A 19,394-nucleotide genomic window follows, 5' to 3' on the forward strand; every position below is an offset into this window, starting at 1 on the left:
ACGCGGCTTGGTCAAGAGCTATGGGGAGGCCGCCGCGCTGGCCGGGGTCGATCTCGCGATCAGGCCGGGCGAGGTGCTGGCGATCGTCGGTCCATCCGGTTCCGGGAAGACCACCCTGCTGCACGTCCTGGCGGGCATCCTGCGTCCGGACGACGGGCAGGTGCTGCTCGGCGGCCACCGGATCGACCAGCTCGGCGAGGCCAAGCGCAGCGCCCTGCGGCGGCACGAGTTCGGGTTCGTCTTCCAGCAGGGCATGCTCGTGGCCGAGCTGACCGCGGCCGAGAACACCGCGCTGCCCCTGCTGCTGGCCGGAACCCGGAAAGCGCAGGCGATGAGCGAGGCGCGGGGCTGGCTGGAGCGGCTCGGGCTGTCCGGGATGGAGGACCGGCACCCCGGTGAGATGTCCGGGGGCCAGGCCCAGCGGGTCGCGATCGCCCGCGCGCTGGCCCACCGGCCGAAGGTCATCTTCGCCGACGAACCGACCGGCGCCCTCGACACCAAGACCGGCGCGGCGACCATGCAGGCGCTGCTGTCCGCCGCGCGGACGACGAATTCCGCGGTGGTCATCGTGACGCACGATCGCGAACTCGCCGCCAAGGCCGGCCGCACCGTGGAGATCCGGGACGGGCTCATCGCCAAGGAGGTGCTGGTGTGAACCCGGTGCAGTTGGCGCTGCGGGTGCTCCGCGAGGACTCCCGTACGCGCCTTTCCGCGGTGCTCACCGCGGTCGGCGTGGCGGTCGCCACCGCGCTGGTCCTGTTCATGGCGAGCATCCCGAACGCGACCGACGCCCGGCAGGAGCGGTCCGCTTGGCAGCACGGCGGCATCGGAGCGGACGGTGCGGTGACGATCGCCGGGATCGACTTCTTCCAGGACGAGAAGATCGTGCGGCTGGACGTCGCCGGGCAACCGGCTCCCGAGCCGAACGCACCAGCGGAGTTCCCGGACGCCGGAGAAGTGCTGCTCTCACCGGCGCTCGCCGAGCACGTCGCCGAGCACCCCGGGGAGCAGCTCGGCGACCGGTTCCCCGGCGAAGTGATCGGGGAGCTGGCGCCGGAATCGCTGAAGTTCCCCGAGCAGCTCGTCGCCGTCGTCGGGCATCCGGAGGGCGTGCTCTCGCCCGAACCGGACGAGCTGAGTCACGTCGCCAACAGCTCGGTCGACTACCTGCTCCTCTTCCTGGCCGGGGTCGGCATCGTGCTGCTCACCGTGCCGAGCCTGGTCCTGGTCGCCTCGGCGTCCCGCCTCGCCGCGGCACGACGGGAACGCCGGCTCGCGGCCCTGCGGTTGGCCGGGGCCACCCCGAAGCAGGTGGTCACGGCGGTCATCGCCGAAACGGCGCTGGCCGCGGTCGTCGGCACCGCGGTCGGCGCGGTGCTCAGCCTGCCGCTGCGCCACCTCGGCGCCCAGATCCCGTGGAGCGGCGGCACCTGGTACGTCTCCGACTTCACGCCGCCCGGCACCGCGCTGGCCGCCGTGGTGATCGGCATCCCGCTGCTGGTGGTGCTGGCCGCGGGGCTCGGGTTGCGCCGGGTCGTGCGAGCTCCGGTCAGCGCGGCCATGGAGCACCGGCGCGCCAGGCCGAGCGCGTGGCGACTGCTCAGCTTGGTCGCGGTCGGTGCCCTCTTCGCCTTCAGCCTGACCCAGGCCAACGGGGGCGGCGGCTTTGGAATGCTCCTGTCCGCTCTGGCGGCGATCGTGCTCTCCGCGTCGATCGTCGGCCCATGGGTGACCGGCATGCTCGGACGGACCCTCACGGGGGTGTGGCGGCGACCGGCCCTCCTGCTGGCGGGCAGGCGGTTGCGCAGCGACCCGCAAGCGGCGTACCGCTCCGTGTCCGGCGTCGTTCTCGCCGCCTTCGTCGGCTCGATGGCCCTGACCGTGCTACCCGGGCTCGAGACGCTCAGCGGTGGCGGACGCCCCTACGCCAATTCGGCGCTCTACGTCGAAGTTTCCTCCGAGGAAGCCGACGAGCACCTGCGGCGGCTCACCGAGGGTTTGTCCGCGAGCGGAACGGAGGCGATCACCGCGAAGAGCCAGCGCGTCATCCTCACCACGCCGAACGGCGCGACGGCGAGCGGGCTGGTGATGGACTGCGCGTCGGCTGCGGAGATCACCCGACTGCGCATCGACGACTGCGGTGGGCCACCGGCGGTGCGGCTCGACGGCTCGGCGATGCCGAACAGCACCGAATTGGCGCTCATGTCCGAGGAGGCGGGCGGAAGCGACGTCCCGCTGACTCCCGGCGAGGTCCGCCCGCTCGATGATCAGAAGGACGACATCTCGGTCTCAGCGCTGATCGACCCGGCCCTCGTCCCCGCGGCGGGTGCTCCGGCCGAAACGGAGCTCGTCATCGAGACACCCACCGCAGCCGACCGGGAACAGGCCCGCACCGTCCTCTCCCAGGTCATGCCGGGTGTGGTCGCGGACAGCCGGGATCTCATGCTCTACGAGCAGCAGACCGTGCTCAGTGACCTGCGCCGCGTCACCACCGTGGGACTGTCGCTGATCGCCCTGCTGACGGGTGCCAGCGCCGCCATCACAGCGGCGTCGTCCGTCTTCGACCGGCGGAAGACCTTCGCGGCGCTGATCGCGGCAGGAACACCGGTGCGCCTGCTGACGCGGGCGCTGCGCACCGAAGCCGCGCTCCCGGCGCTGGTGGCGACCATGGGCGCGGGCGCCGGCGGGGTGGCCGTGGCCTTCGGCCTGCTGTCCCTGTTCGACGCCGGTTCGGTGTTCACGCCTTGGGCCTTCGCACCGGCCGTGCTGGGAATCGCGGTCGCACTGCTGGCGTCCGCGGTGAGCGGTCCGATGCTCCGCAAGGTGAGCGCCGAAGGGCTCTCGGAGGAGTGATGCCCGGGACAGCCGGGACGAGCCGACGCGGTTCGTCCCGGCTGCCCTCAGCCGAAAGGTCAACGAAACCCTGGCCGGATGGCCATCGACCCCGGCCACATGACCGATCCGAAACCACCCCCTCAACCGCGACTCTTGAAGAGAACAAAGACAGCACCACCAAGGAGGTACCGGAAATGTTCGCCGACGCTTTCACCATCATCGGCTCCGCCGCTGCCGTGTTCGTCCTCGTTCTGATGGCAGTCAGCTCGGTGCTGCCGGACGTCTGGGATCGGCTTCCGCAGCCCGGCCACCGCACCGCCGAGTGAGGAAACGACCCACCATGCACCGACGTCGCGATTCGGGGGCCCCGGAGGCACGCTCCGCCGCAGTCCGGGACCCAGCGCCCTGGGCCGGTAGCTCAGCTCCGGCCCGCGCGTTCCTCGAAGCAAGGCGGGGAACCGTGACGAGCGCGGTGAGCGGCTTGCTTGGCCAGCGTGAACGCCGGCCGGTGCACACCGTTGCGCGGCCCGGCGCGCAACCAGGCGAGCCGGTGCAGGGCTTCGGTGTGGTGATCGGTGACCGTGACCCGCGCCGAGTCGAAGGAGAACAGCACGGCGCGGTTGATCTCGACGATCGCCCGGTCCCGCCAGAGGCTCCGCTCCGAGCGGGTGTCCAAGCCCAAGCGGGCGGCGACCGTGCGGGTGACGCCGTAGGCGTTCTCGTCGGCCAAGCCCCGGGTACCGATCTCGGTCCCCACGAACCACGTGTTGAACGGAGCAGCCGGATAGGAGATACCACCGATGAGCAACCGCATGTTGCTGATGAGCGGAACGGTGTGCCAGCGAAGTCCGAGCTCCACGAACCACGGCAGCTCGGGGTGCTCCAACGGGACCTCGTGGACGACGTCGCGCGGCAGGGTGAAGACCTGCGGCCCTTCGCTCGCGGTCTCCACGACGAGCGGAAGGTGGTCGAACTTGCTCCGTTGCGTGGGCGGCTTCCAGCCGAGCCGCTGGGCCGCAGCGGTGAAACCGGTGTACCGGGCATCGCCGAGCACGGTTCCGTCGGCCGACTCGTACCCCGCGTACCGAACGACCTGTTCGTTCCAGATCCGAGGCCCCGGTCGGTACGGCGCGTCGGGCGCGAAGACGGTGACCAGCGGCTGGATCTTGCCGCCGTGGGTGGCCAACCGGAGGTGCTCGAAGCATTCTTCGGCGACCGCCGGAGCGTTGCGGATCCCACGCAGGTCGCGGACCTTCAGCCGCCGCCACGGCACACCACTGGTGCACCAGCCGCTGTCGCGCAACGCCACTCGCGCTCCGTAGGCCAACTCGGCCGCGGTGTGCCGGTACGTACCGGACCTGGCGATCTCGGCGCGCACCTCGGCCAACCGGTCGGCGAGCGAGCCGGATGCCGGATGCGCATCGTGGTAGGCGCGGAGGAAGTCCTCTGCGGCGTCGATGTCCGCGAGTTGCTCGCGATGCGCCGGCGTGGACGGACGACCGCCTCGTTCCGCGCTCGCAAGCACCACTCCGTCGCGAATGACCGTCACGACGTCACAACGTAGTCGCCGAGCACGCTCACGCGTCACCGCACATGGGTCGCCTTTCAGGTGAACAATGCGGCCTCGTCAACAAGGCGAAGCACGCGCCGTTACGACCCTATCGTGACGCGCAGCCGCCGATTGAGCATTCTTTCGGGTGAATTAGTCACCGAAACGCGACCTCGGTGGCGATAGCCCGAACAGGTAGGACCGACGCAGGCGACGTACTCGGCCTTGGCGGCAGGACCGACAGCAGCAACCGACCGACGAGCCCGGAAGCAACACGTGCGGGGCTCCTGGCGGCGGTCGGCGGCGACCCGACGACCCAGCCACCCGAACACTGCCCGACCACCCGACGGCCCGAGCACTGCCCGGCTGCCCGGCTGCCCGGCTGCCCGGCTGCCCGGCTGCCCGGCTGCCCGAGAGGCGATGCTCTCGGCCTCTTGCCGATGGTTCTTCCCCGGCTCGCACCGCGCGGCGACTGCACCGGCCCGAGCGCCCGATGGCAATGCTCCGACCAGGACGCTGCGCTCGTGACCTGGTGGAGTGGTGCCCCAAGTCGTCCGCCGGAACGAATGGCCCAGGCGGGACTCGACGACTCACGAGCGACTCGACCCTCATGCGCAACTCAGCCCACGAGCCTCATGACGAACGCGACTCAGCCCTCAGCGAGCAACTCGACCCTCATGGACAGCCAAGAGCCTCACGAGCCGACTCGACCTCAGGCGCGACCCGTGCCTCACGAGGTGACTCGGCCCAGGTAGGACTCGGCCCGGGTACGGCTCGGTTCTTCAGGGGCGTTCGAAGATCAGGTCCCGGATGACACGGCCCTCGTCGTGGGCGCGGTTCTCGAACTTCGTCACCGGCCGCCAGTCGGGCCGCGGGGCCCAGCCGCCGGGTTCGTCGGCGTGGCGATTGCGCAGCAGCGGTTCTGCCTCGCAGACCTCCAGCATCTGCTCCGCGTAGTTCTCCCAGTCCGTCGCCAGGTGCAGCACACCGCCGGGGGCGAGTCGGGAGGCGACCAACCCGACCGTCTCCGGCTGCACGAGCCGCCGCTTGTGGTGGCGCTTCTTCGGCCACGGGTCCGGGAAGTAGATCCGGACCTCGTCCAGCGACCCCGGGGCCAGGTGCTCGCGCAGCAGGACGACGGCATCACCTCGGAGGAGGCGCAGGTTGGTCACGCCGAAGTTCTCCGCGCGCAGCAGGAGCTGGGCGAGCCCCGGCTTGTAGACCTCCACCGCCAGGTAGTTCACCTCGGGCTGGGCAGCGGCGAGCTGCGCCGTCGTCTCGCCCATGCCGGAGCCGATCTCCAGCACGACCGGCGCGGTGCGGTCGAACCACGTCGCGGTGTCGAGCGGTCCGTCGGGCAGCCCGGCTACCTCCGCGCCGAGTTCCGGCCAGTGCCGGTCCCACGCGCGCTGCTGGCCCACCGTCATCCGCTCACCGCGCTGGACGTAGCTGACAACCTGGCGGAACGGAACCTGCTGGTCAGAGGCATTCACAGGGAGCCAGTATCGCAAACCGCGCGAGGACGACGACAACCGGCGACCGACCGCCCGACCTCACCAGGTCTCGATCTGCGGGAGCGCCGCGACCAGCCCCGGCATCCCGCTGATCGGTACCGGCAGCGGGGGGGTGTCCCGGTGCGCCGGGACGACGCTCAGCCAGCCCCGGTGCTCATCGGTGAGCACCACGGTGGTGGGCATCATCATGGGAGCGCGGTCGGACGGCGCGTACTCCCAGAAACCCGCCTCGCTGATCCCCGCCCACGGCACGAACACCCAGCCGGGGCGCTCGCTCAGCACGTGGTGCACCTCGTCCTCGATCTCGAACGCCGCCGCGCGGGATTCGATCTCACCCCGATCGAGGGCGCGCAGCCACCACGGGGCGGGCAGCCGCCGGTCGGAGCCGTGCAGCTTCCGGTACAGGCCGAGGACCTGCTCCTCCGTCGCGCGGTGGATCCAGCTGCGACGCAGCGAAGCGGGGGTGGCGGGTTCGGGCGGGGGTGGGTGCGCCTCGGTCGCCAACGACCATTCCAGGTGGGGGACCGGTTCCAGCAGGACCTCGGAGCGCCGCGCCCGCTCTTCGTCCCGCGCGGCGTTCAGCGCCGACTCGTCAGTCGAATGCACCATGTGGCCCACCCCATCTGCTGTTGGCAAGCGCGGACCCAGCAGGAGTGGGCCGCCCTTGATCGACCCATGCCCCGAGCAACGCTGGTGCGGAGCACTGTTCTCACATAATGCCCTACCCACGGCCGATGGGTGAACCGCAGAAACGGATGTATTGTGGTAAACCTCACATACTGGCGGCCTGTTTCCGAGTCCCGGCGCTGGTCAACTCGACAAGCCGGAGGCCGGGGGTTGGAGTGGACTCGTGGCAGATCAGACGATTCAGCACGTCGAGGTCGACGGCGGCGTCGTGGTCGGCGTCGACGGCTCCCCGTCCTCGTTGCGGGCCCTGGCCATCGCGGCCGACGAAGCCCGCATCCGCGATGCGGTGCTGCACGTGGTGCGCGCCTGGAGCATCCGGACCGCACCGCGTCCACCGGATTGCCCCCGAACGCCATCCCGAGCGTCGACCAGTTCCACGACGAGGTCCTCAAGGACACCCAGCGGATCGTGGCGAAGCGGATCGGCGAGGACCCCGGCATCACGATCCGCTACCACGTCGCGCACGCACCTTCCCCGCACGCGCTGCTGTCCGCCTCGAAGGGCGCCGACGTCATCGTCGTCGGCCACCGCGGTCGCGGCGGCTTCGCGGGACTCATGCTCGGCTCGGTCGCCGAGCAGTGCGTGCGGCACGCCGCGTGCCCGGTCCTGGTCGTTCGCCCCAACGTCTGACCGCCGGGGAGCCGTCGCCGCGCAGCGCGGACGCCTGCCCGACGCGCACCGCGGCACGGCGCGACAACACCGAACCGGCAGAACCACCGAAACGGGCGAACCGCTCCCTCCGGGGAAGACCTCGGACAGCACAGGGCCCGGGCCATCCCCCGAATGACAGCCCGGGCCCTCCCCCGTCCCGACCGCTGGCGCCCCCGAGCGCTGATGCAGTCGGTCGATCCTGTTGTGCCTGCCCGCGCCACCGCTGGTGTCCACTGGGGACTACCGCGGAGCTGGGCGCTACCTCGCCGCGATCTTATCGCCCGACGTGATCAGCCTCTCGGCCGCCCCGGGTAACACCGTGCGCCGACCGCACCACCAGGGCCTTCGATGCGTTGATCATGGTAGGTTCCCCTGTTGATCAGTACCGGCTGGTCAGGCGTCCCTGCGGTGCGTGACGAACAGCGCCAGCGCGAACACCGCCACCGAGACCGCCGCGAAGTAGCCGAGGGCGGCCCACTGGCCGAACGGCATGTCCGATCCCGAGCCGTCCGCCGCGAGGAAGTGGCTCACCGCGCTGAACGGCATCCACTTCTGGATCTCCGGCCCGATGTTGGGGATGAGCGAGATCAGGTTCTCCAGCAGCAGCGGCCACATCAGCAGCAGGGTGATCGCCCCGGCGCTCTGCCGCACCAGCGCGCCGACCCCCACGGCGAGGATCGCGCAGAGCCCGTAGATCAGCCCGCCGCCCGCGACCTGCCGCCACGCGTCCACACCGGACAGCGCCAAGTCGGATTCGGGTGAGAGCACCCCGGCCAGGCCCCACGACCCGAAGGCCGCGACCTCGCCGACGACCAGCGCCAGCACCGCGACGACCACGGCCTTGGCGACCAGCGCGGCGATCCGGTTCGGCACCGCGAGGAACGTCGCCCGGATGGTGCCGAAGCGGTACTCGGTGGTCACCGACAGCGCCGCCAGCACCAGCATCACCATCATGCCGAGCTGACGTCCGCCCTGGGTCATCCCCAGGGTCATCGGCCCGTCCCACTGCCAGGCCATCATCGCCGCCATGCCGACGGTCAGCACCAGCGCGAGGGAGATGCACCACCACGGCGACCGGGTGGAGAACAGCTTCATCCGCTCCACGGCGAGCAAGGTCATCGGGCCACCCCCGCGAGCTGGTCGGAGCCGTCGCCGCGCAGTTGCGTCTGGTACTCCACGGCACCACTGGTCATCTGCATGAACGCCTCTTCCAAGGAGCCCTGGCGGGCGGACAGCTCGTGCAGCACGACGCCGCGTTCGGCCGCCAGCTCCCCGATCTGGTCGGTGCTGGCGTCCTCGACGACCAGCGTGTCGGTCTCGGTGGACTGGACGCTCAGGCCCGCTTCGACCAGCGCCTTCTGCAGCACCGGCACCTGCGGCGTGCGGACCAGCACGGAACGGTCACCCGCGTTGGTGACGAACTCCTCGGTGCTGCACTCGGCGATCAGCTCGCCGCGCCCGATGACCACCAGCTCCTCGGCGGTCAGCGCCATCTCGGAGAGCAGGTGGCTGGACACCAGCACGGTCCGCCCCTCGGCGGCCAGGCCCTGCATGAACCGGCGGATCCAGTGGATGCCCTCCGGGTCCAGCCCGTTGACCGGCTCGTCGAACATCAGCACCTGCGGGTCGCCGAGCAGCGCGCCGGCGATCCCCAGCCGCTGCGACATGCCCAGCGAGAACCCGCCCGCGTTGCGACCGGCCACCTCTTCCAGGCCGACCATGCCGAGCACCTCGTCGACCCGGCCGCCCGGGATGCCGTTGGACTTCGCCAGCCAGCGCAGGTGGGTGCGGGCCGACCGGTTCGGGTGGACCCACTTGGCGTCCATCAGCGCCCCCACGGTGCGCAGCGGGTGCTTCAGGTCGCGGTAGGCGCGACCGTCGATGCGGACCTCGCCCGCCGTCGGCCGGTCGAGCCCCAGGACCATCCGCATGGTGGTGGACTTGCCCGCCCCGTTCGGGCCGAGGAAGCCGGTGACCTTGCCCGGCTTGGCGGTGAACGTCAGGTTGTTCACCACCACCTTCTTCCCGTAGCGCTTGGTGAGGCCGATCGCCTCGATCATGTCTGCTCCCGCTCCCGCGAACTTTCCCCCGCTCGGGGGTCACCTGCTAAGGGTGGCAGTCCCCACGGTCGGAGCACATCGGCCCCTCGTCTGGACCTGGGTCAGCCTCAGGTCGTAGTGAACCCCGCGAGCGACCCCACGCGCCTCAGGGGCCACCCCGACCTCACCCCGGAGCAATCCCCGCGGTCCTCGCCGTTCGGGACGTGGCACCCCGTACCAGGTCACCGGGGGCAGGGCGCCCCTCACTCCGGGTCTTCACCATGCGGCGGAGCCGCATGCGGTGAGGCCGTCAACCGGCACCGCCGCGGGCCGTGTACGAAGTGGGATCCCGCAGCGAGAAGACCGCTGGGGTTCCGCTACCCGCACCGCCACGCAAGCCCTCTGAAAGCGGCCCAGCCGAAGGGGCCGCGGTCAGCGGAACCAGCGGTCCAGGGCCGCGGCCAGCCCGTCCTCGGCGACCGGTGCGGTGACCTCGTCGGCGGCGGCGTGCACGACCGCGGGCCCCTGGCCCATCGCGACGCCGTGCGCGGCCCACTCCAGCATCTGGACGTCGTTGTCCCCGTCACCGGCGGCGAAGGTCTCCGCCGCCGGAATGCCCAGCTCGGCGCGCAGCTTCTCCAGCGCCGCGCCCTTGGTGACGTCCTGCGGCACCACCGTCACCCACGGCTCGTAGTGGTCCAGCGTGTAGGTCGCGCCGGGCAGCACCGCGCCGCGCATCGCCGCGACGACCTCGGCGGGCTCGTGCCCGACCCAGTTGGCGACCAGCCTGGGCACCGGTCCGGCGGTCACGTCCTCGACCGTGCCGACGTGCTGCGGGCCGTGCAGCTCGTCCGGGCCGAACGGCGCGGTGACCAGGTTCCCCTCGCCGAGCCGTTCGACGGCCAGGATCGAGCCGGGCACCCGGCGGGCGAGCGCGGCCACCACCGGCGCCGGTTCGAAGGTCTCCACCGACACCGCCTCACCGGTGGCCGCGTCGAGCACCACCGCGCCGTTGGAGCACAGCGCCACGCCCCGGGTCAGGCCGAGGTCCGCCAGCACCGGCAGGGCGCCCAGCATGCTGCGGCCGGTCGCGACGATCACCTCGGCACCCGCGTCGACCGCGCGCCGCACCGAGGTGCGCACCGCCGCGGAGATGGTCTGGGTGTCGGGGTCCAACAGGGTTCCGTCGACGTCGAGGGCGATCAGGCGGGGCTTCCAGGTCGCGTCGGGCACGACCGCAGGGTAGCCGGGCGAGCCCGCGGGGCGTTCCGGCGCGAGGCCGAAATCACGACTCCCCGGGCCGGACCAGGCCCGTCTCGTAGGCGAGCACCACGGCCTGCACCCGGTCCCGCAGGTCCAACTTGGACAGCACCCGGCCGAAGTGGGTCTTCACCGTCGCCTCGGACAAGTACAGCTCGGCGGCGAGCTCGGTGTTGGACAGCCCCTTGGCGACCAGCACCAGCACCTCGCGCTCCCGGTCGGTGAGCACGTCGAGCACCGAGGCGTCGCGCAGCGGACCGCTGCCCTCGGGCACGAACCGGTCCAGCAGCCTGCGGGTGACGCTGGGCGCGACCACCGCGTCGCCGCTGGCCACCGAGCGCACCGCCGAGACCAGGTTCTCCGGCGGGGTGTCCTTGAGCAGGAACCCGCTGGCCCCGCCGCGCAGCGCCGCCAAGGCGTACTCGTCGAGGTCGAAGGTGGTCATCACCAGCACCTTCGCCGTGTCGGCCGCCGCGATCCGGCGGGTCGCCTCCACGCCGTCCACGCCCGGCATCCGGATGTCCATCAGCACCACGTCCGGGTGCAGCTCGGCGGCCAGCTCGACGGCGCGCTCGCCGTCGCCCGCCTCGCCGACGACCTCGACGTCGTCCTGCGAATCCAGGACCATCCGGAAACCCATCCGCATGAGTTCCTGGTCGTCCACCAGCAGCACCCGCACCATGCCGACCAGCCTAGAGCCCGCGACGCGGCGCAACGCCGCTACTTCGCCGCGGGTTCCGACCGGGCCGCCAGCGGCAGTTCCGCCCGCACCCGCCAGCCGCCGCCCGCCGCCGGACCGGCGTCGAGCGTGCCGCCGTAGACCGCGGCGCGCTCCCGCAGCCCGATCAGCCCGTTGCCCCCGGAGGCCAGCCCGGAGGTCCGCGCGGTGGTGCCGTCGTCGACCACCTCGACCAGCACCCGGGAGCCGTCGTTGTCCACCCGCACCGCGGCGGTGGTTCCCGGACCGCTGTGCTTGACGGTGTTGGTCAGCGACTCCTGCACGATCCGGTAGAGGCTCAGCCCGATGCCGGTGGGCAGCCCGGCCAGGTCGCCGGACATCGCCAGCCGCACCGGCAGCCCCAGCCCGCGCACCCGGTCGACGAGCTCGTGCAGCCCTTCGGCGGACGGCTGCGGCGCCCGCTCGCCGGGGGTGTCGGTGTCGCGCAGCACGGTGAGCAGTTCCCGCAGTTCGGCGAGCGCGGTGCGGCCGGTGCCGCTGATCGCCCGCAGCGCCCGCTCCACCAGTTCCGGCCGGGCCGGCATCGCGTACCCGGCGCCGTCGGCCTGGGTGATCATCACGCTGACCGAGTGGGCGAGCACGTCGTGCAGCTCGCGGGCGATCCGGTTGCGCTCCTCGGCGACCGCGATCCGGGCCCGCTGGTCGCGCTCGAACTCCAGGTTGCGCAGCCGCCGCTCCACCTCCGCGTGGTAGGCGCGGCGGGCCCCGATGAACTCGCCGAGCATCCAGCAGAACCCGGCGATGACGGCGAAGAACGCGAGCTGGATCAGCACCAGGCCGAGCACGTCGTCCGGCAGCGTCCGGTTGGTGAACAACCGCACCACGGAGAACACCCCGACCAGGACGGTGTAGAGCGTGGCGATCGGCCTGCTGGTGTAGGCGACCAGGGTGTAGATCATCAGGCACGGGACGAGCGTCCCGATCGACAGGTGCGGCCCGTACTGCGCGACCGAGGCGATCCCGAGCCCGCCGAGCGCTGTGTAGGCGGCGGGCACCGGCCACCGCCTGCGCCCCACCAGCGCCGCGGCCACCAGCAGCCCGGTCAGCACGTACAGCGGAACCCACATGCCCTGCCCGGAGATGTCGAGCGACCACAGGTGCAGCAGCAGCACCACCGCGGCGATCGCGCTGTCGCCGACCACCGGGTGCGCGCTCAGCCACAGGCTCAACCTCCGCATTGCCCGAGGTTAAGCGCTCTTCGCGGTGCCCGTCCTGCGCAGCGGTGCGGACAGCGGAACCTCAGCGGTGCTGGTGGCGAGCGGCTGGCGCCGCTTCGAACGACACGGTTCGGAGGCCCCGCGCCGTCGGTCCCGGGGACCGTCCGGGAGTGCTCCCGAGGTCGTAGTTCCCCGCCCGGGCGAGGGGCGGCTCGTGGCAGGATGGGCCGCTGGATCGGTGGGACGAGAGGTCGACGTGAGCACGGCAACCGAACAGCAGCACTGGGCCGGTCAGCACGGGGCCGGTCCGCTGTCGGCCGCTGTCGCGCGGCTGTGCACCGGTCTGCAACCGCAGGTGTCCGAGCGCACCGCCGCCGGGTTCGGCGAGGTGCTGCGGCGGTTGGCGGCGCCGTTGCAGGTCGCCGTCGCGGGCCGGATCAAGTCCGGCAAGTCCACCCTGGTCAACGCGCTGATCGGCCGTCGGGTCGCGCCCACCGACGTCGGCGAGTGCACCCGGCTGGTGACCCGCTTCCAGTACGGCACGGTGGACCGCGTCGAGGTCGTCTTCCGGGACGGCCGCAAGCAGGCCGTGCCGTTCGACGCCGACGGCGGCATCCCCGCCGACCTCGGGGTGGACAGCGGCACCGTCTCGCACCTGGAGGCGTACCTGACCAACGCGGTGCTGCGCGACCTCACCGTCATCGACACCCCCGGCCTCGGTTCGCTGGACAGCGCCTCGGTGGCGCGCACCGAGGAACTCCTCGGCACCGAGGAACCCGCCGACCTGGACCCGGTGTCGCGCAACGCCGTCGCGGGTGCCGAAGCCGTGCTCTACGTGGTCACCCAGGGCGTGCGCGCCGACGACCAGGACGCGCTCGCCTCGTTCACCGCCGCCACCGCCAGCCGCGAAGCCGGTCCGGTGAACGCCATCGCGGTGCTCAACAAGGCCGACACCCTCGACCCGGACGAGGCCGGCGAGGTGTGGGGCACCGCCGCCCGGCTCGCCGAGACGCAGGCGCGGCTGCTGGGGTCCCGGGTCGCCGACGTGCTGCCGGTGATCGGGCTGCTCGCCGAGACCGCCGAGACGGGGGCGTTCACCACTGCCGACGCCGAGGCGCTGCGCTCGCTGGCCGCGCTCGACGAGGTCACCCGGGAGACGCTGCTGCTGTCGGCCGACCTGTTCACGAGCTGGGAGTGCGACGTCCCGGAAGGCGTGCGAGCCGGGTTGCTGGAGCGGATGGACCTGTTCGGCGTCAAGCGGGCGCTGGCCGCCCTGGACGCCGATCCCGGGCTGACGGCCGGGGCGCTGCGCCGGGCGCTGCTGGACTCCTCCGGGCTCGCCGCCGTGCTCGGCAGGCTCGACGCGGTGTTCCGCGCCCGCGCGGACGGGATCAAGGCCGCCGCCGCGCTGGCGTCGGTGACCGCGCTCGCGCACGCCTCCGGGGACCCGGGCGAGCGGCAGCGCGTGCACGACGCCATCGAGGTGCTGCTGGCCAGGCCGGAGGCGCACCAGCTCCGGGTGCTGGAGGCGTTGACGCTGGTCGCCGCCGGGGCGGTGGACATGCCGGCGGACCTCGCCGAGGAGGTCGTGCGGGTGGGCAGCAGCACCGACGCCGCCGAGCAGCTCGGCCTGGTCGGGCACGGGCACCAGGAGCTCGCCGACTACGCGCTGGAACGGGCGGGCTGGTGGCGGTCGTTCTCCTCGTTCGGCGCCACCCCCGCGCAGGCCCGGGTGGCGCACGTGGTGCACCGCGCCTACTTCCTGATCTGGCAGCAGCTCCGCGGTGAGCGGCGGTGATTTCCCCGACCGGGGGAACGCGGCGATCGGGGGCCGCGTCGGAGACGTCGAGGGCCGGCCGGGGGCTGGCGATGCCGAGGTGGTGAGGACATGGATGCCATGACCAGCGATGCCGTCACCGATCCGCTCGACCGCGCCCTGACCGAGCGCGCGACCCTGATCGAGCTGTGCGTGTACGCGATGGACCGGGCCCGCAGCGCGGGCGTGGTGGAGCGGCTCGCCGAGGGGCTGGGGCGGATCGGGGTCACGGCGCTGCGGCCCGACGGGCAGCGGTTCGACCCGGCGCACCACGAGGCGGGCGGCACCGCGCCGACCGACGACCCGGCGCTGATCGGCACCATCGCCGAGACCGAGGTCCTCGGCTTCGCCGATCGCGAGCGGGTGCTGCGCCCGCCGGTGGTCACCGTCTACCAGCCCGCCGGGGCCTCGGCATGAGCTCGCCGATCACCACCGCCGCGCTGCCGCAGCAGGTGAAGCAGACCCGGGACCAGCTCCTCGCGCTGCTCCGGGAGGCCGATCCGCGGGCCGCCGACTGGGTCGCGTCGGTGCGCCGGAACCGGCCCGCGACGCCCAGCGTGGTGGTCGTCGGGGAGACCAACCGGGGCAAGAGCTCGCTGGTCAACGCGCTCGTCGGGCAGCCGGGGCTCTCCCCGGTGGACGCCGACGTGGCGACCACGACGTACCTGCGGTTCGAGCACGGGCCGGAGTGGGCGGCCCGGGCCTGCTACCCGCACCAGGACCCGGTGCCGTTCGATCCCGCCGAGCTGGCCGACTGGGTCAGCGTCGGCGGCCGGCTGCCGGAGGGGCGGCTGCCCCCGCGCCACGTTCAGGTGACGGCGCCGCTGGACGCGCTGGAGCAGGTGTCGGTGGTGGACACGCCCGGCGTCGGCGGGCTGGACGAGGTCCACGGCGAGCTGGCGATGGAGGCCGCCGCCTCGGCCACCGCGCTGCTGTTCGTGGTGGACGCCTCGGCCCCGTTCACCCGGGGCGAGCTGGACTTCCTGCGCCGGGTCGCCGAACGCGTGGAGACCGTGGTGTTCGCGCTGGCCAAGACCGATCTGCACCGGGGCTGGCGGCAGGTGTTGGAGGCCGACCGCGCGCTGCTGGCCGAGCACGCGCCCCGGTTCGCCGAGCTGCCGATCCACCCGGTCTCGGCGCGGATGCAGGAGCTGGCCGCGCGGGCGCCGAGCGAGCAGGCCGCGGCGGCGCTGCTGGAGCGCTCCGGGATCGGCGAGCTGCGCAGCGCGCTGGAGCAGCTGATCGGCGGCCGGACGGCGATGCTCGGCGAGGCCAACACGATGCGCGCGCTGGCCACCGTGCTCGGCGAGCTCCGGGTGACGCTGGCGGGCCGGAAGCGGGCGCTGAGCGTCGGGGAGGACGAGGCGGAGGTGCTGCGGCGGCGGCGCGACGAGCTGGCCGCCGAGCGGCGGTCGTCGACCCGGGGCTGGCAGGTCAAGCTGCGCGGTGAGGTCCAGCGCACCCGGGTCGAGTCCGGCCACGAGGTCACCCGGCAGGTCCGCGACGTGCAGAACTGGTTCCGCCGGGCCATCGACACCGCCGACCGCGCGCAGCTCGCCCAGCTCCCGCAGCAGGTGGACGTGGCGCTGCAGATGGCCTCGACGCGGGTCGCCGGTCAGCTCTCCGCGCGGTTGGCGCAGGTCGCCGAGCACGCGCTGGCCGACCTGTTCTCCGCCGAGGAGCTGGACGTGATCCGGTCGCAGTTCGCGCGGGGCGTGCAGGCGCCGATCGCGCTGCGCCCACCGGACCGGCGACCGCCGACCGCCGAGGACAAGCTGCTGGTGTTCATGGGCGTGTCCGGCGGGCTCGGGGTGGGGCGGGCGGCGGCGATGCCGCTGGCCGGGCTCGGGGTGGCCGCGCTGAACCCGGTCGTGCTGCCGGTGACCATCGTGCTCGGGCTCGGCGCGGGCTGGTGGATGGCCCGCACCCGCAAGCACGCGGCCGACAAGCAGCACCTCAAGCAGTGGCTCACCGAGGCCATCGCGGACGCCCGGTCGGCGCTGGACCAGCTCGTCGCCGAGCAGCTCATCGAGGCCGAGCAGCAGTTGTCGCTGGCCCTGGACGACGCGCTGGCCAAGCGGATCGAGGGCATCGAGGCGGAGCTGCGCGAGGTGGACCAGGCGCTGAAGCTGGACGCCGCCGAGCGCGGCGAGCAGGTCCAGGACCTCGACCGCCGGATCGCCGAGGCCACCTCCGGACGCGACCGCGCCGAGAAGCTGCTCACCGCCATCCGCACGCTCCGCGACGCACCCCAGCCCTGACCCACCGGGGGCCTGCACGCGGGGCCGCGGGGGCACGGGGACGGGGTCCGACACACCGGGCCGACGCCCGTTCGCGCCTCATTTGAGGGGCACCCTTGCCGAACATACTGGGGCAAGGGTGCCCCTCACTCAGGACACGAACGGGTCAGCCGCCGTTGACGGGTCACCCGCCGACGAGGTCCAGCTCGGAGCCGGGGCCGCCGGGGGCGCGGAGGCGGACGGTGGCGCGGTAGCTGCCCTCCGGGATGCCCCGGGTGGAGATGCGCACCGCGCGCTCCAGCTCGCCGTCGCGGGTGAGCACCAGCAGCTCGGCGCGCTCGGTGAGGAAATCGCCGAGGCCGGTGCGGTGGCCGACCTGCTCGTCGATGGCTTCCGAGGTCGCCGGGCCGAGAATCACGTGCGCGGTGTCCCAGTCGCCGGGCACCAGCGCCTTGAGCGGGCGCTCACCGCCCTCGGCGCGCAGCCGCTCGATGCCCGCGGTGAGCCGCTCCCCGTCCGCCACCTCGGTCGCGCAGCCGGTGACCAGCAGCGCGGCCAGCAGCAGACCGCCGAACAGCCGCCTCACGGCTCCACCACCCGAATGATCGCCGGGCGCAGCGGAGCGTCCACCCGCAGCACCGCGTCAGCCGAGTAGCTGCCGGTGGCGAGGTTCGCCGGAGTGCTCAGCACGATCCGGCGCACCTGCGCCCCGCGCTGGAAAGCGAGCAGGTGGCCGCTGGTCATGAAGAACTCGTCCATCGGCACCGGGCTACCGAGGGTGCGCTCGACCCGCTCGCGGGTGACGCCCTCGCCGAACACGTGCACCCGGTCCCAGTCACCGGGCGCGAGGTCGGCGAACCGCACCTCGCCGCCGCACCTGCTGAGCGCGCGCAGCCGTTCGGTGAGTTCCGGATCCTTGGTGATCACGCCGTTGCGCCTCCATCGGTCGCTCAGTCGTTCTGGGCGGTGCCGTAGCTGTCGCCGTCGCTGCCGGGGTTGTACCCGCCGGACCAGTTGCCCTCGGTGGTGTGCTCCGGCGCGGGGGCGTCGTGGTCGATGCCGGAACCGGTCGGGTCGTCCTCCGGGTCGAAGGTCCGGCCCATCTCGATGTCATCGCTGTAGGAGAGGTCCTGCTCCGGGGTGATGACCACCATCTCCCCGCCGCGCACCGCATCGGCGACGAGCTGTTCGAGCTCCTCCGGGGAAGAATCGGGATTCTCCATCGCGATCCGGCGGCCGACCTCGTTGTTGTGCAGGTCCATGGCCTCCTCGGCGCGCGGCTGGTCCGGGACGCGCTCGTGCGCGGTCGTGTACGACGCCGTCCACTCCTCGCCGAACCGCTGCGTGAGCATGGCGTTCCAGTACGCGTGCCGGAACGCGTCGGAGTGCCCGTGCGTCTCACCTTGGCCTTCGAAGACGTTCTCGGCGCGGTTGAGGGCGGTCTTGTAGATGTCGTAGGCGTCCTTGGCGCCGACCGGGCCGATGTCGTCCATGTGCTCGGCTTCGATGGCCGTCATCTCGATCGGTCCGACGCCGAGCTTGCCCGCCAGCCAACCGGCCACGCCGTCGGGGTAGTCGACCATCCCACCCGGGTCCTCGGCGACCTGGTAGCGCTCGATGATCTCCTCCGGGGTCGGTTTGCCGCCGTCCTTCGAGCCGGGCCCGCCGCTGTCCTCGGCGGCGTGCACGAGGCCGTTGAGCGCGAGCGCGGTCTCCTCGCCGTCGACGAGGAAGCGCCGCAGCACGTCGGCCGCACCGCTGAGGGCGCCGCCGACCCGCCCGACCAGCTCGGCGAGCGAGCCTCCCGCGGCGGTGTTGCCCAGGTCGAGCAGATCCTGCACCAGCGCACCGTGGTCGCGGGTTCCCGCGCGGACCGCCTCGGCGAAGCTGCCCAGCACCTCACCGGCGGCGAGTAGCCGGTCGGCGTCACCTAGCACGGCGTCGGCGGTGCTGGTGACCTGCTGCGCAGCCGCGGCCAAGGCGTCACCCTCCCCCGCCCCTTTCAGCTTGGCCACGCAGTCCTGGACCAGCTCCTCACCGAGGGCGCGCAGTTGTCCGCCCGCCTTGCTGAACTCGGCGGCGAGGTCGTCGAGCGCGTCGGCGTCACCAGGGGGTTCGTCGAGCTGCGAAATCCCGTCGCGGATGGCACCGACCAGGTTCGCGGGATTCAGCGCACCGGCGAGCGAGCCGAGGCCGTCGGCCCGCTGGGCGAGTTCGGCCACGGCGATCACGAGGCGGATCCGCCCACGGTCGAGGCGGCTCCGGCGTCGGTGCGGTCGTAGTCGACGCTGCTGTCGCGCACCGCGGTGGCGAGTTCGCCGAGGGCCCGGACGTGCCCGCCGAGCGATTTCGCCAGGTCCTGCTGGAGCGCGTTGAACGCCTCGGCGGAAGCCGAGTCGGGGAACGCTCCGGCCGCGTCGGAGGTGGCTCCCGTCCAAGTCCCGGTCAGCGCGTGGGCGTCCTCAGCGAGGGTGCCGAGCATCCGGCCCGCCGCGGCGAGCTCCTCGGGCCGCACTTCGAATCCCGTCATGACCCCCTCCTCGATCGTGCGATCAAGGTACTCAAATCGGTCCAGGCGCGTAAGCAGAACGAAACGGATTCGTCCCCGCCGCGGACCCGTGGCGAATTCACGTCAGCGGCGGGGGCGGGTCGGGGCCAAGTTGGGGGTGCGATGGCCCCCTGATTTGCTTTGATGACCTGCGGATTCTCCGCCGGGGGCGCGGTCGTACGGTGATCCGCGGGCGGGCTCGGCCGAGCCTTCCCCCTGTGGCAGGGCTCACGGAAGGGCCCGGTTTCGTGCCAGGATGGCGGTGAGCGTTCCCACCGGCCCCGGCCTTCCGCCCGGGCGCACACCCCGCGCCCCGCGGTGACCGCGGCCAGCCGGGCACGCCGCCACAAGCGGCGGTC

19 protein-coding genes and 1 pseudogene are annotated in these 19,394 nt (G+C 72.5%); 8 read left to right on the plus strand and 12 right to left on the minus strand.

Going from position 1 to position 19,394, the window contains the following annotated elements:
- The first annotated feature begins 7 nt into the window (after positions 1-7).
- The 3 genes from ACQP0T_RS27315 to ACQP0T_RS27325 all read left to right on the plus strand — a co-directional run bounded on the left by ACQP0T_RS27315 (position 8) and on the right by ACQP0T_RS27325 (position 3,161).
- A complete protein-coding gene (locus ACQP0T_RS27315; RefSeq protein WP_433870599.1) occupies positions 8-655 on the plus strand; it encodes an ABC transporter ATP-binding protein in 648 nt (215 codons plus the stop codon).
- Positions 652-2,853, plus strand: coding sequence for an FtsX-like permease family protein (locus ACQP0T_RS27320; protein WP_433870600.1), 2,202 nt, complete (start codon positions 652-654; stop codon positions 2,851-2,853). The genes ACQP0T_RS27315 and ACQP0T_RS27320 overlap by 4 nt, the downstream gene beginning before the upstream one ends.
- A 176-nt stretch (positions 2,854-3,029) precedes the next feature.
- Positions 3,030-3,161, plus strand: coding sequence for a hypothetical protein (locus ACQP0T_RS27325; RefSeq protein WP_345360542.1), 132 nt, complete (start codon positions 3,030-3,032; stop codon positions 3,159-3,161).
- A gap of 92 nt (positions 3,162-3,253) precedes the next feature.
- Here the strand turns inward: ACQP0T_RS27325 and ACQP0T_RS27330 are convergent, their stop codons facing one another.
- From ACQP0T_RS27330 to ACQP0T_RS27340, 3 genes are all read right to left on the minus strand, one after another.
- A complete protein-coding gene (locus ACQP0T_RS27330) occupies positions 3,254-4,423 on the minus strand; it encodes a nitric oxide synthase oxygenase (protein ID WP_433870601.1) in 1,170 nt (389 codons plus the stop codon).
- A 743-nt stretch (positions 4,424-5,166) separates the two neighbouring features.
- A complete protein-coding gene (gene trmB / locus ACQP0T_RS27335; protein WP_433873860.1) occupies positions 5,167-5,811 on the minus strand; it encodes a tRNA (guanosine(46)-N7)-methyltransferase TrmB in 645 nt (214 codons plus the stop codon).
- Between the two features lie 126 nt (positions 5,812-5,937).
- Positions 5,938-6,507: a hypothetical protein gene (locus ACQP0T_RS27340; RefSeq protein WP_433870602.1), complete on the minus strand. Its 570-nt coding sequence runs from the start codon at positions 6,505-6,507 to the stop codon at positions 5,938-5,940.
- A gap of 286 nt (positions 6,508-6,793) precedes the next feature.
- Here ACQP0T_RS27340 and ACQP0T_RS27345 point away from each other — a divergent pair.
- Together ACQP0T_RS27345 and ACQP0T_RS27350 are read left to right on the plus strand one after the other, a co-directional pair.
- Positions 6,794-6,853: pseudogene (locus ACQP0T_RS27345) on the plus strand (hypothetical protein); the annotation flags it as partial.
- A gap of 71 nt (positions 6,854-6,924) precedes the next feature.
- A complete protein-coding gene (locus tag ACQP0T_RS27350; RefSeq protein ID WP_433870603.1) occupies positions 6,925-7,215 on the plus strand; it encodes a universal stress protein in 291 nt (96 codons plus the stop codon).
- A 414-nt stretch (positions 7,216-7,629) separates the two neighbouring features.
- Here the strand turns inward: ACQP0T_RS27350 and ACQP0T_RS27355 are convergent, their stop codons facing one another.
- The 5 genes from ACQP0T_RS27355 to ACQP0T_RS27375 all read right to left on the minus strand — a co-directional run bounded on the left by ACQP0T_RS27355 (position 7,630) and on the right by ACQP0T_RS27375 (position 12,452).
- Positions 7,630-8,355, minus strand: a complete 726-nt coding sequence (locus ACQP0T_RS27355) for a hypothetical protein (RefSeq protein ID WP_433870604.1) — start codon at positions 8,353-8,355, stop codon at positions 7,630-7,632.
- A complete protein-coding gene (locus ACQP0T_RS27360; protein WP_433870605.1) occupies positions 8,352-9,296 on the minus strand; it encodes an ATP-binding cassette domain-containing protein in 945 nt (314 codons plus the stop codon). Before ACQP0T_RS27360 ends, ACQP0T_RS27355 begins: the two co-directional genes overlap by 4 nt.
- A 411-nt stretch (positions 9,297-9,707) precedes the next feature.
- Complete coding sequence (locus ACQP0T_RS27365; RefSeq protein WP_433870606.1) at positions 9,708-10,508, minus strand: HAD family hydrolase; 801 nt, start codon at positions 10,506-10,508, stop codon at positions 9,708-9,710.
- Between the two features lie 52 nt (positions 10,509-10,560).
- Positions 10,561-11,217, minus strand: coding sequence for a response regulator (locus tag ACQP0T_RS27370; RefSeq protein ID WP_433870607.1), 657 nt, complete (start codon positions 11,215-11,217; stop codon positions 10,561-10,563).
- Positions 11,218-11,255: 38 nt separating this feature from the next.
- A complete protein-coding gene (locus ACQP0T_RS27375) occupies positions 11,256-12,452 on the minus strand; it encodes a sensor histidine kinase (protein ID WP_433870608.1) in 1,197 nt (398 codons plus the stop codon).
- 235 nt (positions 12,453-12,687) lie between these two features.
- Between ACQP0T_RS27375 and ACQP0T_RS27380 the strand changes: the two genes are divergently transcribed.
- The 3 genes from ACQP0T_RS27380 to ACQP0T_RS27390 all read left to right on the plus strand — a co-directional run bounded on the left by ACQP0T_RS27380 (position 12,688) and on the right by ACQP0T_RS27390 (position 16,508).
- Positions 12,688-14,229: a dynamin family protein gene (locus tag ACQP0T_RS27380; protein WP_433870609.1), complete on the plus strand. Its 1,542-nt coding sequence runs from the start codon at positions 12,688-12,690 to the stop codon at positions 14,227-14,229.
- Between the two features lie 90 nt (positions 14,230-14,319).
- Complete coding sequence (locus ACQP0T_RS27385; RefSeq protein WP_433870610.1) at positions 14,320-14,664, plus strand: nucleotide exchange factor GrpE; 345 nt, start codon at positions 14,320-14,322, stop codon at positions 14,662-14,664.
- Positions 14,661-16,508 carry a dynamin family protein gene (locus tag ACQP0T_RS27390; protein ID WP_433870611.1) on the plus strand — a complete coding sequence of 616 codons (1,848 nt, stop codon included), beginning with the start codon at positions 14,661-14,663 and terminating at the stop codon, positions 16,506-16,508. The genes ACQP0T_RS27385 and ACQP0T_RS27390 overlap by 4 nt, the downstream gene beginning before the upstream one ends.
- 163 nt (positions 16,509-16,671) lie before the next feature.
- Here the strand turns inward: ACQP0T_RS27390 and ACQP0T_RS27395 are convergent, their stop codons facing one another.
- The 4 genes from ACQP0T_RS27395 to ACQP0T_RS27410 are packed head-to-tail and all read right to left on the minus strand — an operon-like array spanning position 16,672 to position 19,017.
- Positions 16,672-17,073, minus strand: a complete 402-nt coding sequence (locus ACQP0T_RS27395) for a hypothetical protein (RefSeq protein WP_433870612.1) — start codon at positions 17,071-17,073, stop codon at positions 16,672-16,674.
- A complete protein-coding gene (locus ACQP0T_RS27400; protein ID WP_433870613.1) occupies positions 17,070-17,414 on the minus strand; it encodes a hypothetical protein in 345 nt (114 codons plus the stop codon). Before ACQP0T_RS27400 ends, ACQP0T_RS27395 begins: the two co-directional genes overlap by 4 nt.
- A 23-nt stretch (positions 17,415-17,437) precedes the next feature.
- Positions 17,438-18,718, minus strand: a complete 1,281-nt coding sequence (locus tag ACQP0T_RS27405) for a DUF6973 domain-containing protein (RefSeq protein ID WP_433870614.1) — start codon at positions 18,716-18,718, stop codon at positions 17,438-17,440.
- Complete coding sequence (locus ACQP0T_RS27410) at positions 18,715-19,017, minus strand: type VII secretion target (protein WP_433870615.1); 303 nt, start codon at positions 19,015-19,017, stop codon at positions 18,715-18,717. The genes ACQP0T_RS27405 and ACQP0T_RS27410 overlap by 4 nt, the downstream gene beginning before the upstream one ends.
- Positions 19,018-19,394 lie beyond the last annotated feature (377 nt).

This window comes from Saccharopolyspora sp. CA-218241, assembly GCF_050954615.1.
Classification (GTDB): Bacteria; Actinomycetota; Actinomycetes; order Mycobacteriales; family Pseudonocardiaceae; genus Saccharopolyspora; species Saccharopolyspora cebuensis.